This is a genomic window from Treponema sp. SP13 (assembly GCF_050938355.1).
Taxonomy (GTDB): Bacteria; Spirochaetota; Spirochaetia; order Treponematales; family Treponemataceae; genus Treponema_D; species Treponema_D socranskii.
In genome coordinates this window covers 1-16,300 of record NZ_JADOVM010000008.1, presented here as the reverse complement: position 1 = coordinate 16,300, position 16,300 = coordinate 1, and the positions used below count along the sequence as shown (strand labels likewise).

Here is a 16,300-nt window from a genome sequence, read left to right as displayed (position 1 = left end):
AATCTTGAAAACGCGGCTCACGTGAAGGCTTTGACAAAAAGAGGACGACATCTTTTAATTCATAAGAATTTATGTACAATACTAGGGTAGTTTTATTTCTTCATAATGCTGGAGGTCATATGAAAAAATTCCGTATCATTGCCTGTATTTCGGGCATTGTATTTTTAGCGGCGGCCTTATCATCCTGCGGAGGGAAAAAAGGCGTGGCGAAGGACGGTACGTATACAGGCACCGCAATCGCCCACAACGGCCCGCTCACCGTCGAAGTAGGCTTTGCAAAAGGCGCCATCACGTCGGTAGCCGTAACACAGCACACGGAAACTAAGGGTGTAAGTGAAAACGCTATCGCAAAAGTTTCCGAAGCGATCGTAAAAAACAATTCTACAAACGTCGATTCCGTAAGCGGCGCTACGATCACTTCTTATGCTATTAAAACGGCCGTACAGAATGCGATCGAACAGGCAGGCGGACAGCCGAGCAATTACGCTAAAGAAGTTTCCAAAGCAAACGAGGGAGACAAAACGCTCGAATGCGATGTTGTCGTCATCGGAGCCGGAGGCGGCGGTATAACGGCAGCTGCGCGGGCACAAGAACAAGGGGCGAAGGTTATCCTCATCGAAAAGAACGGACAGGTAGGCGGCGACACCGCTCTTAACGCAGGCACGCTCATCGCGACCGGTTCGAAATTCCAAAGAGAACAGTTAAAAGAAACCAAAGATTCTCCGGAACTGGCATACAGCGATATCATGCGTATAGGAAAAAACGTAAACGATCCCGTTTTGGTTTCCATGATCACCAAAACCATCGGCAAAACGGTAGACTGGCTCATCGACGACATGAAAGTGCCGTACAACGTTGCCGCAACACAATACCCCGATCATTCGGCTAACAGACAGATCGGCGTTGTAGGACGCTCTCCGGCATTCTTTGCCGCAATGCAAAAAAATTTTGAAAACCTCGGCGGAACATTGCTTTTGGAAACAAAAGGTGAATCCCTAATCTTCGAAGACGGAGAAGTAAAAGGCGTTACGGCAAGCGACAAATCGGGCGCGAAGATTACGATCAAAGCGGCTTCCACCGTTATCGCCTCGGGCGGTTACGGAGCGAACGCGAAGCTTCTTCCGAATACGCTCACCGGATATATGTTCTACGGACGCAGTACGGACACGGGAGACGGCTTTACAATGGCAAAAGCGATCGGCATAGATACGATTAACCTTGACTGCGTAAAAGTCTACGCACAGGGCGTAGAAACAACTCCCGGAAGAGCTCTTGCGGCGACGGCATCTTCTACCGCAGCTTCCAACGGACACGGAACGATATACGTAAATACAAAGGGAGTTCGCGTCGTAAATGAAACGGGAACGCTTGCGGCACAGACGGAAGCGACCGTAGCGCAGAGCGACAAAATCCTGTATCTTTTAATGGACGAAGATGCATACCGCGCATACGTGGCAAAGAGCCTTGAAGACAAACTCGTCGCATCCGAAAGCGATATCGACAAATGGTACAACATCTCAAACGACGGCAAACCCGTAATCGCAAAAAGCGCAAATCTTGACGAGCTGGCAAAAACTATGGGCATAGACGCAAGCGCATTGCAGACAACCGTCGCAAAATACAACGACAACTGTGCAAAGGGAGCCGATCCCGAATTCGGCAAGAAAAACCCCGTCGCTCTTGCATCGGGCGGCACATACTACATCGTAGAACAGCGTCCGCGATTTTCCACGACCTTGGGCGGTTTAAAAGCCGATGCTTCCATGCAGCTGCTCTCAGGCGGAAAGCCCGTTAAAAACTTATACGGAGCCGGAAGCGTTGTAGGCGGTGCAAACGGACGAGACTCGATGACCGCGATGATGAATTCATGGGCGATCGGTTCGGGACGCATCGCGGGTGAAAGCGCTGCAAAAAACGCAGGTAAATAAATAATCCGAAAATACGCTCTGTAAAAAACGATCGGCGTGACGGCGATATTTGGAAAAGAAACGCGCTTCGAAACAACCGAAGCGCGTAAAAATGAGCTATTGCAGATTCGAACTGCAGACCCACGCCTTAAAAGGGCGTTGCTCTACCTACTGAGCTAATAGCCCAAGCTGTACGGCAAGTATGTCGGTTACTATATTATTTTTCGTAATAAGTGTCAATAACCTGCCGTACATCCTGTCGATTTTTTTTAACGGTCCTTGACGGCGGCGCTTTCGTCCCAATCTTCAACGATTTTGACGCCGCTCGACGTGCCGAGCCTGTTCGCACCGGCCGAGAGCATCGCCAAAGCCTTTTCGGCAGAGCGTATGCCGCCGGAAGCTTTTACGCCGAGCGCGCTGCCGACCGTTTCCCGCATAAGCTCCACGTGATGAACCGTCGCGCCGTTCGGAAGCGGCTTTCCGTCATCTCCTTTCGGATTTGCAAAACCCGTCGATGTTTTTACAAAATCTGCTCCGGCTTTTGCCGCACAGGTACAGCACAAAGCGATCTCTTCATCGGAAAGAAAGCAGGTTTCGAGAATCACTTTTACGACGACGCTTTTTCCCGCTTTTTTTGCGGCATCCCGCGCCGAATCAGTGACGGCTTTGATGTCCGCTTCCACGTCTCCGAAACGGCCGTCCTTTGCAGCACCTATATCGATTACCATATCGACTTCATCCGCTCCGTCCGCAATCGCGCGTGCGGCTTCAAAAGCTTTGACGGCGCTTGCATTCGCGCCGAGGGGAAAGCCGATGACGGTACACACTCGGACGGGCGAACCTTCCAGTTCGGAAACCGACAGCCGCACGTAGACGGGGTTCACGCATACCGATGCAAAACGATATTTTTTTGCATCCGCGCAGAGCTGTCGTATTTTTTCAGTTCCCGCTTCCGGCGCCAAAAGCGTATGATCGATCATCGACGCAACAGTTTCTTTTTTCATAATCATCCCTGCCAAATAATCAATTTATAACGAATACAGTATAGCGGTCTTGCGCGGTTTTCGGCAATAGTGTATTATTTTACGCGTGGTGCGTGCCGTGTTACGGCACACAAATAAATCAAGCTATAACAGGAGAACACTTATGGCGTACAGAATCAACAAATCGCAGTGCGTAAACTGCGGAACCTGCGAACCCGACTGTCCGGTCGGCGCTATATCGGAAGCCGATAACGCCCGCATCATCGATGAAGAAAAATGCATCAGCTGCGGAACCTGCGCAGGCGAATGCCCGACTTCGGCGATCGCGGAAGTGTAACTTTTGCTGCAAAGCGGGGACATGCCGGACTGCGTAACATAGAGCTGCCGGCTGTCCTTTTTATGCAGGCGACTATGGCAAAGCGTTTTCTTTATTACGTATTTACAGCATTTTCCTCAGCAGCGAAAGCGATAACTCTTATCGTATTGTGCGTGCTTGTCGGCTGTGCCGTTACGTTTCCGCTGTGGCGCTTTGCAACTTCGCTCCCTTCCGTCTACACGGCAGTCGTCCTCAGTCTTTTTGCCGCGTATATACTATATAAAATAGCGTACGCGATTAAAAAATCGACGCGGAAAACGGTGCTGTGCATCGTTCTCAATATTGTCATCATCGCATCGGGACTTACGGCGGCAGTCGCGCTCGTATTTGCCGGCGCACGCTTTATCGCGATCCCCGTCATCATCCTCATCCCCGTACTCTGCATTATCTCATCCCGTCTTTTGCGGGGTGGACAATAAGCGATTCCATGCAAAAGCTGCGCCGCTTTTTTTTTACGGCAGCCGTCATTGCATTTTTTTTCATTCCGCTCCGAAAAGTATCCGCCGAGCAAAATGCAGCACATCCCTCTACTCTATCGAATTCCGCTTCGGCGCAAAACGGTATTACGCTGTACACGGAAAAGCTCCCGCGCATTCCGCGTCTTTCTTCGCGCGACGACGTTTTTAAACAGTACGGTGCAGATGTCGAGGAAAACTATAAGCGTTCCGCTTCGGGAAAAGCAAAGCACGTGCAGTTTTATGCGTACACGCCGACGGCCGACGATACGCTTTTTACCGTCGCGGCAGCCTGTTCGATCCCATACGAGACGATAGCGACGGTAAACGGCATCGCGAATATCGGCGACATAGCCGAAGGTAAAACGATCATTCTGCCCACCGATGCGGGCTTATTTGTACCGGAGACGCCGAAATCGTCTATCGAAATATTAATAGAAAAAAAATATTTTTCGATTATGGAAAATTTGCCGAAAGCGTGGTATAGTATAGACGGCAGACGTTTTTACTTTCTGCACGGAGAGCGTTTCGGCTCGACCGAGCGCGCATATTTTCTCGATGCGGATTTTAAAATGCCGCTCGATGCTTCGTGGCTGTCGTCCGCATACGGCATGAGGATGAGTCCGCTTTCCGGCGAAATGCGCTTTCACCGCGGCATCGATTTGGCAGCTCCCGAAGGTTCGCCCGTGTATGCATGCAAAAGCGGAAGCGTCATACGCTGTACAAAGGGCGATCCGATATACGGAAATTACGTCGTGCTCAAACACGACAAGGGCATGACGAGCATCTATGCGCACCTCTCGGAAATAGACGTGCGCGAAGGCGATATCGTCATAGGCAGAGCTCGGATCGGGCTTGTAGGAAAAACGGGAGCGGCGACGGGGCCGCACCTCCATTTTGAAATACGCGTAAACGGCGTTTCGACCGACCCGCGAGGTCTTTTGCCGGATTACGGCGGCAGGCAAGGGCGATGAAGATACACGGCATCTGCAGTAAAATTATTATTTTTTCCCTTTTATGCGCCGCATCTTCGCTTTTTGCCGAAACGTTCCGTGTGCGAAAACTTTTTTCGATACGGCTTACCGGTACGGTGCAAAGCGAACAGACGCTTGTCACCGGCATCAACGACGGCATTGCAATTCTCCTGCCCGAAGATCGCAGCTGGCTTGAAGGCATCGAAATAAAGATAGCGATTCCCGAAGCGGTTGCCGCATGGCAGGATTCGGTCGCCCTCTCCCTCTACGACAATATAACGCCCGACCCCGCCTCTTCCCGCATCGATTACAGCGGATCGCGTTCCTTTGTCAAGCCGCTTCCGACCCGGCTTTCGTGGATTATCCAAATTCCACTTTCGGCATCGGCATCGTTTAAAGAAAGCGCATACGCGACAAAACTCGGCGTCGCCCCAAACACAAAGCGCGGCTTCGTGTTCGTGCGCCTGCAGCCCGCGATGAAAGGCATTCCCGACGAAACGATCAACGCGGAATTAAAGATTACCGTAAAGCCGATTTTAATAAATAAAGGGAAACTGCGAGTTTCCGTCGCCTGTCCGAACGGTGATACCTCTCCGTATACGATTTTTATTGACGGCACAAAGACGGATGCCGACACAGGCTATACGCTCTCTCCCGGCGTGCACGACATAAACATCGTTTCCGATTTTTACCGCGACGAAATGCGTACGGTGCGAATCGATCAGGCAAAGACGACAGAACTCGCGATTACGCTCAAGAGCCTTGCTCCGACACTGATCGTCACTTCTCCCGACAATGCAGCGGTATATGTCGACGACCGGAAGTGGACCGCGTTCGGCAAAGAGACTGAGATTTCCGAAGGAGAACATACGGTGCGCTTTGTCATGGGCGACTACGAAATCGTACGCACGCTCAACGCACAAAAAGGCAAATCCTATACGGCGTCAGTCGCCGTCGATGTAAAGATAAGCGAAGAGTAAATAATCAAGCGTCCGCATAAAGGTAAAAACGCGCCGATTTTTTTTAAATCAGCTAATTTTTTTCGGCATTTCGGTCGATATAGTATATACCGGGAGCATTTCCCCTCCCACCCATGCTTCCGGTTGCCTGATGGGCATTGGAGCCGATATGCGTTTTGCGTACCGGCTCCTTTTTTATACGGGTGTACAGACATTATGAGGCAACAACACATGTCGTACTGCCCGCTTGACATACCGTTTTTTTTATGCCATAGTATTTTTATGATATATACGGCGCTACTATATGCAAACACTTTCTCGATGTGTCGACGGTGACGGTGCTGTATAGTGTTATCGCGTAGATTACAGACCTGTCGCTTCGGCGGCGGGTCTTTTTTGTTTTAAATAACGACGCACGGCGCAATGTGCAAGGAGCAATGCAATGGCAGGAATGGATGCAAAAGGAAAATACCGGCAGTTTCCGATAATCGATATCGGACGGCGCGAATGGCCGGATAAGCTTATCACAAAAGCGCCGGCGTGGTGTTCGGTCGATCTCCGCGACGGCAATCAGGCGCTCGTCAATCCGATGGGCGTAGAGCAAAAACTCGATTTTTTCGATCTGCTCGTAAAGATCGGATTCAAAGAAATCGAAGTGGGATTTCCGTCCGCATCCGAAACGGAGTATATATTTTTACGCCGGCTTATCGAAGAAAACCGAGTACCCGAAGACGTAACGCTGCAAGTGCTCTGCCAGGCGCGCGAACACCTTGTCAAAAAAACCTTTGCATCGCTGAAAGGTGCGCCGAAAGCGATTTTCCACATATACAATTCGACGTCCCCCGCGCAGCGAAAGTATACGTTCGACATGACAAAAGCGCAAATAACGCAGCTTGCCCTCGACGGCGTCAAGTGCGTGCAGGACTGTCTTTCGGATGCGGGCGACACGCATATCCGACTTGAATATTCGCCTGAAAGTTTTTCGACGACCGAAATCGAATACGCGGTCGAAATCTGCGAAGCGGTAAAAGAAGAGTGGGCGAAAACGACAAGCGATAAAATTATTTTGAATTTGCCGACGACGGTCGAATGTGCGACGCCGAACATCTTTGCCGATCAAATCGAATATTTTTGCAAACACATATCGAACCGCGAAAACGTCATCGTCAGTCTGCACAATCACAACGACCGCGGGGAAGCCGTCGCATCGTGCGAACTCGGCTTGCTTGCGGGAGCAGACAGAGTTGAAGGTACGCTTTTCGGAAACGGCGAGCGCACGGGAAACCTCGACATCGTAAACGTCGCCCTCAATATGTATACGCAGGGCGTCGATCCCGCTCTCGATTTTACGCATATCGACGGCGTGCGCGAACGCTACGAAGAGTTCACCGGCATGACCGTCGGCCCGCGCGTGCCTTATGCGGGCGAGCTCGTATTTACCGCGTTTTCGGGTTCCCATCAGGATGCGATTCGAAAAGGCATGGCTGCCCGAACTCAGGCAGGAGAGAGCGCTCTGTGGGACGTACCCTATCTTCCGATCGATCCTCACGACATCGGAAGGCAATACGAAGGCATCATCAGAATCAACAGTCAAAGCGGAAAAGGAGGTGCAGCCTTTATCCTCGAGCAGGACTACGGCATCATGCTGCCCAAAGCGATGCACACACCTTTCGGCGATATCGTTAAAGCTGCGGCGGACGAAGCGCAGAGGGAACTCAAAAGCGAAGAGATATACGATATCTTTGCAAAGACATGGCTCAATAAAACCTCTCCGCTTAAAATACTCGATTTGAACGAAACGCATCTCGACCGCGGCATCGAAAATGAGGGCGACGAACAGGTTATGTGCCGCGCCGCAGTCGAATGGAAGGGCGAAAAGCATACGATCGGCGCAAAGGGAAACGGCCCGCTCGACGCTTTCGTCAATGCGCTGAAATCGACACCCGTTCCGAAATTCAACATAGCATCGTTCCACGAACACAGTATCGGACGCGGCAGCGATACGAGCGCTATGGCGTACGTGCAGATCACGACGGAAGACGGAAAGCAAGTGTGGGGCGCCGGCAGAAGCAGTAACGTCGGACGCGCGGGCGTCGCCGCTGTCGTAAGCGCGATAAATTTTTAATAGGTCGAATGAAGGCATCAGCTAATAAAGCTGTGCTTTCGGCGAGAACCCGGTACGGTTATTCCATAAGGTAATTATAATCCGCAGCCGTATCAGGTACATTGGCCGCATCGTTTTCATTTCCGGTTTTCGTTCCGCTTCCGCCGTCGAAGAGGTCGGAGGGAATTGTGAGCGGAGAGGTATCGTAGGGTTCGTCATAGCCGAATCCCGATTTGTACATTTCCTTTTGCAGCCGATCGATAAATACAGCGGTCGCATTTTTATCCGAATGGATCGTACAGAATTCTGTCGGTTCGGTTCCCGAAAGAAACCATTGCGTCGTTATGTGGTTGCCGCATTCGGGCGTCGGCAGCAGTCCGCTTTCGGTGCATACCGTCGCGCGGATAACGCCGGATGCGGGCGCGGCAAAATCTTTCGACGGAAGATCTTTATGAATCGCGCCCATAAAGTCGCCCATAGCGGGGCCCGCAAGCGTGGCTCCCGTTATGTTGAGTCCGAGCGAATTGCCGCGCTTGTCGAAGCCGAACCAAAAAGCCGACGTATAGTACGGACTGAACGCGATCGTCCACGCGTCCGCCCAGTTTTGCGTCGTTCCCGTTTTGCCCGCGAGCGGAATCGCATACGACTTTCCGCTTTCCGTTTTATATGAAAGCTTTGCTCCCTGACCTGCGAGCGTTCCGCTCTTTACGGTGTTCGTCAAAAGCTGTGTCATAACGTATGCCGTTTGCGGCGAAATGATTTGCGCGGAGGCACCTTTTTGCTGCTGCGCCAAAAGGATATCGCGTTCGGGATTAAAGATGATATTTCCGTTTCTGTCTTCGACCGTGCGGATCGCCATCGGTATGACTTCTTTTCCGCCGTTTGCAAAGATAGCAAATGCCCGCGCCATTTCGATCGGTCGCACGTCGCAAACGCCGAGTCCGAAGGGGTAGACGGGAATAAAGCTGCGCTCGCGGTATTCGCTTTGCGGGATGCCGAGCAGTTTTGCCGCCCTGTCGATTGCGGCGTCAAAGCCGACGGCATCAAGCACTTTTATGGACGGTACGTTCATCGAATGGGCAAGCGCGTACCACAGCTGGACATTGCCTCGGTATACGCCTTTGAAATTCTGTGGAATATAGGGCGTGCCGTCGGATTTGTGAAAGACGGTCGGCGTATCGGAGATAACCGTTGCGGCAGTAAATTTTTTCGAATCGATCGCCGCAGAGTAGTAGAGCGGTTTAAATGTGGAACCCGGCTGAAAGCGCGATTGCACGGCGCGGATAAATTGATTGCTTTGTCCGTACTGGCTGCCGCCGACGAGAGCTGTGATATAACCCGTATCGTTTTCGATCGCGATCATCGTTCCTTCGATCGTCGTCCGCTCGCTTTCCGCTTGCGAAATTTTCGTCGCGTTATTGACGATCTGCATTTTCAAATCTTCAAGACCGAACATGAGGGAGCATGTATCGAGCACGGGATTGATTTCGTCGACAAAGGCGCCGTTTGCGGTTTTTTGCGCACGTTCGGCCGAAAGCTTTATGCCAGGCAGACCGAAGGTGAGCGCGATAAGTTCGGAAAGCGGAACGTAGGGGCTGAACGTCGTTACGGCGCGGTTTCCCTGTTCCCGCCTCCACATTCGATTCGCCTGCGAAATGTATTTATCCATAACTGCCTGCGCCGCCGCCTGATGTGACAGGTCAAGCGTCGTATTGACGGTAAAGCCGCTCGTGTAGATGTCTTCCGAACCGTAGACCATATTGGCGAGTTCACGCCGCACGTATTCGCTGAACCACGGCGCTTTATCGTCGCGCGTAAAATATGCCGATGCGCTCGTCCTCGTGTAGTCGAAGTCTGCCCAGTACGCATCGAAGGATTCGTCGGCGTCCGCCTTTGTGATATAGCCCCTGTTTACCATCGAAAGCAGCACGTCGCGCTGCCTGTCCATCGCCCTGTTCGGATGATCGAAAGGATTGTAGTACGCGGGGTTCGACAGCTGGATGACGAGGATCGCCGCTTCGGCAGGAGTAATTTCGGTCGCATCGTGTCCGAAATAATATTTTGAGGCCGCGTTGACGCCGTAGGTACCGCCGCCGAAGTAAATGCGGTTTAGATAGGTTTCGAGGATTTCGTTTTTCGAAAGCCGCCGCTCCATCTGCATCGCCCACCACAACTCTTTGATTTTTCGCTTTACGCTCCTATCGGAGCGGTCGCAGTAGAGCGTTCCCGCAATCTGCTGCGTCAACGTCGAACCGCCGCCGAGTGGGAGGTGCAGCGCCTGTCCGATCACCGCGCGCACGATCGCCTTTGCGGAATAGCCGCGGTGCTTGTAAAAGACGCGGTCTTCACGCGTGAGCAGTGTATTTATCATCAGACGAGGTAAGCGTTCGAAGCTGATGATTTCGCGCTTTTCGTCGGACGAGAGTTCCGTGATGAGTTCCCCGTTTATGTCGAGCAGTTTTGTCGGCAACGCCGTTTCGAATTCGGTGATGTATTCGGTATTTTTGATATTGATCGTTTCGGACAACGCCCAACCGAGCGTGCCTCCGAACGTGAGCGCAAAAAATGCGAGCAGCGCAATCGCTGTAATGGTCGATTTTTTTATCGAACCGGTAATCGTGTTTCGTATCATACGCGTTAATCCGTATACTAGCCCGAATAGCGTATTTTGTAAATCACCCGCATTTACTTGATTTCACATTAGACAGCCCCGTGTTTGTTCTTATACGGCAGTTGCGGTCGGCTTTACTACCCTTTGTTATACGGCGCAAGGCATCGGAACAGCAAACCTTCCGCACGAATAAAACCGGTATGCAAAAAAGGCACAGCCGTTTCGGCCGTGCCTTTTTTTACCGGCGGGAACTCCGCCCGTCAATCATCAGCGCTTGAGCGATAAAATCGTTTCAAGCATCGAGTCGGTCGTTTGAATCGTCTTTGCATTCGATTCGAAACCGCGCTGCGTAACGATCATATCGGTGAGCTGTTCGGCCAAATCGACGTTCGACATTTCGAGTGCTCCGGAAAGCAGTTTACCCTTTCCCGCCACTCCGCTTTCGCCGATCATCGCCTGCCCCGAATTGTTCGATTCGGTGTACGTATTGTCGCCCGCCTTTTCAAGACCGCGGTCGTTCGTAAAAGAGGCCATCGCGATCTGTCCGAGCGTGCGCACGCTGCCGTTCGAATAGACACCCGTTATGACGCCGCTCGAATCGATTTTGAAATTGTCGAGGTAACCGAGCGCATAGCCGTCCTGCGAAAACGCTTTTGTCGTCGAGCGGGATGCGTCCTGCGTAATCGTGTCGGTCATGCTGCCGATCGTACCGATGTTGATGTTGAGCGTTTGCCGGTACGGATTGCCGTCCGCGTCGGGATTCGATTCGGGAACGGTAAACGACGTCTGCAGCAAAATCTGTCCGTTTTCGTTCGATGCGACGCCGGCAGAATCTTCGACGGAAAGCAGGCGCCCCATATTGTCGAAAGATACGATAAACGTATTTCCCATGCCGTCGGTCGTATTGAGTCCGACTCTCGTCTGCGTAAAGTCCGCGTTGTCGGCATCGACGTTTACCGTCGCCTGCCATTGATTGACCGCTCCGGGAACCCTCGCAAACGATACCGACAAAAGGTGCTTGTTGCCGAAGCTGTCGTAGATTTCCTGTTCCGTTCCCCACGTGCCGCGGATGATGTCTTCCGCGTTCGCCTGTTCGGGAATGAGCGGCGTATTTTTATCGAGGTTGCAGCGGAACAAAACGTTTTGTGTCGCACGCGCCGGATCCTTCGATCCGACGGGGATAACGATATCCGTCGGAGTGGCGGCCGTCGAAACGATTTCGATACCGTTCACTTCCTGCGCCATCCAGCCCTGCACGCGCATACCGTTTGCAGGATTGACAAAGGTGCCGTCGCGGTCGAGCGAAAAATCTCCGTTCCGCGTATAATAAGACTGCTCGCCGTCCTTTAAGATAAAAAAGCCGTTGCCTTCGATCGCGATGTCGGTTGTAACTCCGGTCGTCTGTAAATTGCCCTGCGTAAAGATATTGTCGACGGATGCGATCATCATGCCGAGTCCTACTTCTTTCGGATTGACGCCGCCGAGCTCGTCGTTCGGACGAGCCGGTCCCGAAAGCTGCTGGGAAATCATATCTTGAAAATTGACGCGGGCACGTTTAAAACCGAAAGTATTTACGTTCGCGATGTTATTGCCGATGACGTCCATGCGTGTCTGGTGATTTTGTAATCCCGAAACGCCCGAATACAGTGATCTCATCATAGAGCTGCCCCCGTTTAATTTCCGTAAATCGCGCTGATCTGATCCATCGTGTAGTATCTGCCGCCTACCATGACGCGCGGCTTTTCTTCGCGCGTTGCAGCCTGCACGACACCCGTCGTAGTGGTATCTCCGACGTTGAGCTCAACCGTCTTTCCGAGCATCGAAGACGCTTCGGAAACTCTGAACACGCCCGCGAGCTTTGTAAACTCTGCGCTCATGTTCGTCATCTGTTCAAGCGATGAAAACTGTGCCATCTGAGCGATAAACTCGGTGTTTTCGATCGGACTTGTCGGATCCTGATTCGACAGCTGTGCTATCAAAAGTTTTAAAAAGTCATCCTTGCCCAACGAATGATTGACCGTACGTCCTTTTACGCCAAGTTCTTTGTTGTAGCCGCTTACGGCAAAATCGACCGCCGCTCTGTCGGCTGCACTCATGGTGGTGTTGATTCCGTCCATCATCTACCTCTATCCCGCTGATTAATAATTAATAATTTCAAAACGATTAATAATTTACACAACGACGTTTACCGCGTGTTCGCTTCCGATATAGCTTCCGCCCGAAGCGGCGCTTACTTCCGACACGAAAGCGCTTTCATATCGTCCGGCGTGCTGAGCATCGGCAAAGCCGCCGCCCGCCCCGCTTCCTGAAAAACTTCCGCCCGTTCCGGCCGACGAATAGGCTACGGTAAAACCGCCCGCTTCAAAACCGCTTTGCGCGAACGCGTTCTTGAGCACGTCGGCGCTTTCCTTAAACGCGTTGTATGCTTCTTCGGAATGCACCGTGATTTGTCCGCTCACTACCTTATCGGAAAGCTGCAAGCTGATCTTTACATTTCCGAGCGATTCCGGGCGCAGCACGAGGTTGATCGTTCCCGCGTTGTTGTCGCGTAAAACAATCGAACCCGCTTTTACAAATTCGGATGCGTTTTGCCGTATTTGATTCGCGAGCATCGCTTGAAAGTTCGAACTTGCGGTCTGTGCGCTTTGACCGTTTGCAGGGGCGACATTTTGCAGAGTACCGTCCGAAACGAACATTGTCAGTTCGGGCGTATCGCCGACTTGAGTATCGATTTTTATCGATTTTTCCGTTTCGGGTTTTACTTCGGAAAGGATTTCCGCCGTTTCCGTTCGAAGATCGGTGACGAGGATTTTGCCGTCCGCATCGAATGCGCGCTCTCGCTTTGAAATAGCTTTTTCATCGCGTATTTCAAATGAAAACGCTTTTTCGTCCGAAAATCCGTTATCCGAAAATTCGCCTCCTTCAGTTTCACCGTCCGATAAATCGGCCGTATGCACAATGGCGCTTCCTATTTGAAACGGGACGGCTTCTTCGGAAACGGATACGCTTTCGGCAAAAAAATCGTCCGTATCGCTTTCGGTTTTTGTATCGATTCCCTTGCCCGCGCTTTCGGAATCGAGCATTCCGTCGACGAGATATGCGAAATCTTCAAGCAGCGCGGTACGCGCGGCGTCCCCCGCATCGAGGACTTCCGTTTTTTCAAGAGCTTCATCGGCGGTATCGGCCATCCGTCCGCGGCTTTCATCCTGCGTGTACTCAAAAGATTTTTTTTCGTTGAAATCCGAAGACGTGCTGTCAACCGGCTCTTTTTTTGCGGTATCTTTTGCAGCGGCGGTTTTGCTTTCTTTTTTCGTATCGACGTCGTCATTCCGCACAGCTTTCGCCTTCGATGCGTCTTTCCGTCTAAGATCCGTAGAAGCGCGCTTACTTTCGTGAAACCCATTCGAGCTTGAAAACGCATCGGAGACTTGAGCGTCGATTTTTTTGCCCTGCGCGCGCGCGAGGAGCTTTGCAAACGAATGCTCTTCGTTTTTCGTACGCGATAAAAGAATTTTTTTTGAAAGCGGAGATGAGAGAGAGTCGATTTTATCGATTGCGTTTACTTTCGGAACCGCGTTTACTTTTGCAACGGGAATTCCCTGCATCGCCATCCTCCATTTATGCAAACAAAGAATGACCGCAGGGAAGTTCAGTCAAGCGCTTTCGGCTTACTCACCATCTTCCGTTGGACTGCCGCAGCCCGCTCCGCCGGCATGAGCGAAAGCCAGTACGATGTCATCGAATACTGCTTTTTCGTCGTCGCCATTTCTTCTTCTTTGCGCAAAACGTCGATCACGAGCTGATCGTCCATCGCCACAAGTTCTTGAACGGCCGCGGCGGGCGGCATATTGTACAGACGCGTTGCGATCTGTTCTATGTTTACTTCTTTATCATCGTACTTTTTTTGCAAATTGTTAAATGTTTTTTCGCGTTCTTCGAGTGTTTTTTCGCGTTCGGCAAGTTCGGCCGCAATCCGCTCGTTTTGTTGTCCCGACGCGGTCAATTCGCTCTCTTTTTGATCGAGTTCTTCCTTATAAAGCCTGAGCGCTTCGCGCTGTTTGTCTATGCGATCCTGATCGATATCGTTGTTGAGCGGGCGAACGGCGGTCATCGACGTCTGAACTTCTCTGCCGAGGATACGGTACAGCGGCGTAAACAGCGTCTTTGCATGAATGATTCCCAAATAATCGAACCACAACAAGCCGCCGAGACAGAGAATTATAATCAGAAAAAGAAGGACAATCGATTTGCCCAGGTTTTTTCCTTTTGCCATCGTAACCCACCCGTTTATATATTTGGTTCAATTTCGAGTTTTCTAAAACTCGAAATTTTCCAACCGTTTCACGCATCGCTGGAATGGCGAGTTTGGAAAACGGATAAAATTATGCTTTCGGCGAGGTTCCGGCTGCGTGCCGCTTTGAGCGTTAAGCTTACGGAAGCCTGCCCAAAAAAGCTCAACCGCGGCTAAGCGGACGGGTTCTCGCCGAAAACACAGCGTTATGGATTGATACTTTCCAAACTCGACATTTTACCTACTTCCTACATCGGCGCTAATCCGGCCGATATTGAGCGTTATTTTGTTTAACTTTCGATAAGCCCCGCGATCGCCGCTCCGAGCGTTATATCGTTTTCCCGCGAAATGATTTCCCAATAAAGACCGCGTTCTTTTGTGAGCGCTTCTTCGAGATAGCCGTGCACACGCGCGGAAAGCATATGCGTTTTAAAATACGTGCTGCCGTTGCAGAGTATACACACGGGGCGCGAAGCGTTTTTCCCCTCGCCGCTTTGAATAACGCAGGCTGCAAGGATAGCTGCGGCATAGCGGGCGGAGCGTTCCGCAACCGCATCGAGGATCTGAAATATGCGGTCGTAATCTTCGTCTGAAGCGCTTTCGGCGGCAAGGGCTCCGAGGGAAGCGTTCGTGTTGTACGGCGCGTGCAAAAACGCGTCGGCTTCGACGAGCGACAGAGCAGGCAATGCGAGGATTCGCTTGGCACACGCTTTGCCGAAAAGCCCTTCTTCCGCCGCAGCTTTCAGTGCTTCAAATGCGACGTCCCCGAGGTAACCGCCCGAACACTGTTTTTCCGTGCGGTATTTTCCGGGACTCAGCGTTTTCGCGTCGAGCGCGTTGTCAAAATCGGAGCAGACTATAGCGCCGAATTTTCCCGATTCGCACACGACGATCTGCTTGGCAAAATCTTTTACGTCCGGCATCTCCGGCTGAATATACGCGGCGTTCAATCCCGTGCCGAGTATAAGACCGATGTACGACGAATACTTTTTTCCCGTATCCGGCGTCGCAGCTCCCGCAAGCAGAGCCGCCACCGTATCGTTTAAGAGCGTGACACGCCGCAGCTTTTTCCATCCGCGCGCTTCAAGCGTTTTTTTGAGCGTTTCGCCGATACGGCACCCGACAACTTCGGGCGCATTCACTTCTTTCGTAAATCTGATGAGGATACCGTCTCCGCCGTCGGTGATCTCCATCGGATATGAAAAACAAAAACCGATCGATTCGGCTTTGTCTTTTAAGTGTTCGATGTTCGACGCGATTTCATCGAAAAAATCCGCACGTGAAAGCGTCTTCGCAACTCCGGGCATCTTCGTCTTTTCGAGAAAATCGATCGACGCTTTTCCCTGCTCGTTGAACGACACGAGACATGAGCGGAAATTCGTTCCCCCCGCATCGATGACGATGACGCTCTTATCCGAAGCGGGATTTTCCGGCGGATTGCTGTACGTGCGTATCATATCCTGATAAATTTTTTGCCCGCGGAGACCGGAATTCATATCGTACAAAAGCGCATCGATCACCGAATCGATATCGACGTGACGGATAAAATTATGTTTTGCCAAAAACGCGCTGACTGCCCGATTCATAGGCTTTCAGTATACCACAACGCGGCGAAAATGTGAATGATACGCCCGCACTGT

13 protein-coding genes and 1 tRNA gene are annotated in these 16,300 nt (G+C 51.5%); 6 read left to right on the top strand and 8 right to left on the bottom strand.

What is annotated here, in order from left to right:
- Positions 1-119 precede the first annotated feature (119 nt).
- On the top strand, positions 120-1,928 hold the full coding sequence (locus IZU26_RS12300; protein WP_310823722.1) for an FAD-dependent oxidoreductase: 1,809 nt from the start codon (positions 120-122) through the stop codon (positions 1,926-1,928).
- Between the two features lie 92 nt (positions 1,929-2,020).
- Here the strand turns inward: IZU26_RS12300 and IZU26_RS12295 are convergent.
- Both IZU26_RS12295 and deoC read right to left on the bottom strand, forming a co-directional pair.
- Positions 2,021-2,093 (bottom strand) — tRNA-Lys (locus IZU26_RS12295).
- Between the two features lie 83 nt (positions 2,094-2,176).
- Positions 2,177-2,911: a deoxyribose-phosphate aldolase gene (gene deoC, locus IZU26_RS12290; protein WP_433279369.1), complete on the bottom strand. Its 735-nt coding sequence runs from the start codon at positions 2,909-2,911 to the stop codon at positions 2,177-2,179.
- Between the two features lie 142 nt (positions 2,912-3,053).
- Here deoC and IZU26_RS12285 point away from each other — a divergent pair, with 142 nt between their 5' ends.
- The 5 genes from IZU26_RS12285 to leuA all read left to right on the top strand — a co-directional run bounded on the left by IZU26_RS12285 (position 3,054) and on the right by leuA (position 7,779).
- Entirely contained in the window at positions 3,054-3,227 is a 174-nt protein-coding gene (locus tag IZU26_RS12285; RefSeq protein WP_021329796.1) for a 4Fe-4S binding protein, read from the top strand.
- A gap of 74 nt (positions 3,228-3,301) precedes the next feature.
- On the top strand, positions 3,302-3,685 hold the full coding sequence (locus IZU26_RS12280; protein ID WP_433279367.1) for a hypothetical protein: 384 nt from the start codon (positions 3,302-3,304) through the stop codon (positions 3,683-3,685).
- A gap of 8 nt (positions 3,686-3,693) precedes the next feature.
- Positions 3,694-4,695, top strand: a complete 1,002-nt coding sequence (locus tag IZU26_RS12275) for a LysM peptidoglycan-binding domain-containing M23 family metallopeptidase (protein ID WP_433279365.1) — start codon at positions 3,694-3,696, stop codon at positions 4,693-4,695.
- On the top strand, positions 4,692-5,675 hold the full coding sequence (locus IZU26_RS12270; protein WP_433279363.1) for a hypothetical protein: 984 nt from the start codon (positions 4,692-4,694) through the stop codon (positions 5,673-5,675). The genes IZU26_RS12275 and IZU26_RS12270 overlap by 4 nt, the downstream gene beginning before the upstream one ends.
- 421 nt (positions 5,676-6,096) lie before the next feature.
- Positions 6,097-7,779, top strand: coding sequence for a 2-isopropylmalate synthase (gene leuA / locus IZU26_RS12265; RefSeq protein WP_433279361.1), 1,683 nt, complete (start codon positions 6,097-6,099; stop codon positions 7,777-7,779).
- A gap of 58 nt (positions 7,780-7,837) precedes the next feature.
- On the opposite strand, the gene IZU26_RS12260 is transcribed toward leuA, so the two are convergent.
- The 6 genes from IZU26_RS12260 to IZU26_RS12235 all read right to left on the bottom strand — a co-directional run bounded on the left by IZU26_RS12260 (position 7,838) and on the right by IZU26_RS12235 (position 16,246).
- Positions 7,838-10,390 (bottom strand): penicillin-binding protein 1A, encoded by a 2,553-nt coding sequence (locus IZU26_RS12260; protein ID WP_021329750.1) that lies wholly within the window; start codon positions 10,388-10,390, stop codon positions 7,838-7,840.
- 246 nt (positions 10,391-10,636) lie between these two features.
- On the bottom strand, positions 10,637-12,028 hold the full coding sequence (gene flgE, locus IZU26_RS12255) for a flagellar hook protein FlgE (protein ID WP_021329823.1): 1,392 nt from the start codon (positions 12,026-12,028) through the stop codon (positions 10,637-10,639).
- A gap of 14 nt (positions 12,029-12,042) precedes the next feature.
- A complete protein-coding gene (gene flgD, locus IZU26_RS12250; RefSeq protein ID WP_370586956.1) occupies positions 12,043-12,489 on the bottom strand; it encodes a flagellar hook assembly protein FlgD in 447 nt (148 codons plus the stop codon).
- A gap of 51 nt (positions 12,490-12,540) precedes the next feature.
- Positions 12,541-13,974: a flagellar hook-length control protein FliK gene (locus IZU26_RS12245; RefSeq protein ID WP_433279359.1), complete on the bottom strand. Its 1,434-nt coding sequence runs from the start codon at positions 13,972-13,974 to the stop codon at positions 12,541-12,543.
- Between the two features lie 44 nt (positions 13,975-14,018).
- Positions 14,019-14,642: a periplasmic-type flagellar collar protein FlbB gene (locus IZU26_RS12240; protein ID WP_021329815.1), complete on the bottom strand. Its 624-nt coding sequence runs from the start codon at positions 14,640-14,642 to the stop codon at positions 14,019-14,021.
- Between the two features lie 308 nt (positions 14,643-14,950).
- Positions 14,951-16,246 (bottom strand): hexokinase, encoded by a 1,296-nt coding sequence (locus tag IZU26_RS12235; protein WP_433279357.1) that lies wholly within the window; start codon positions 16,244-16,246, stop codon positions 14,951-14,953.
- Positions 16,247-16,300: the final 54 nt, after the last annotated feature.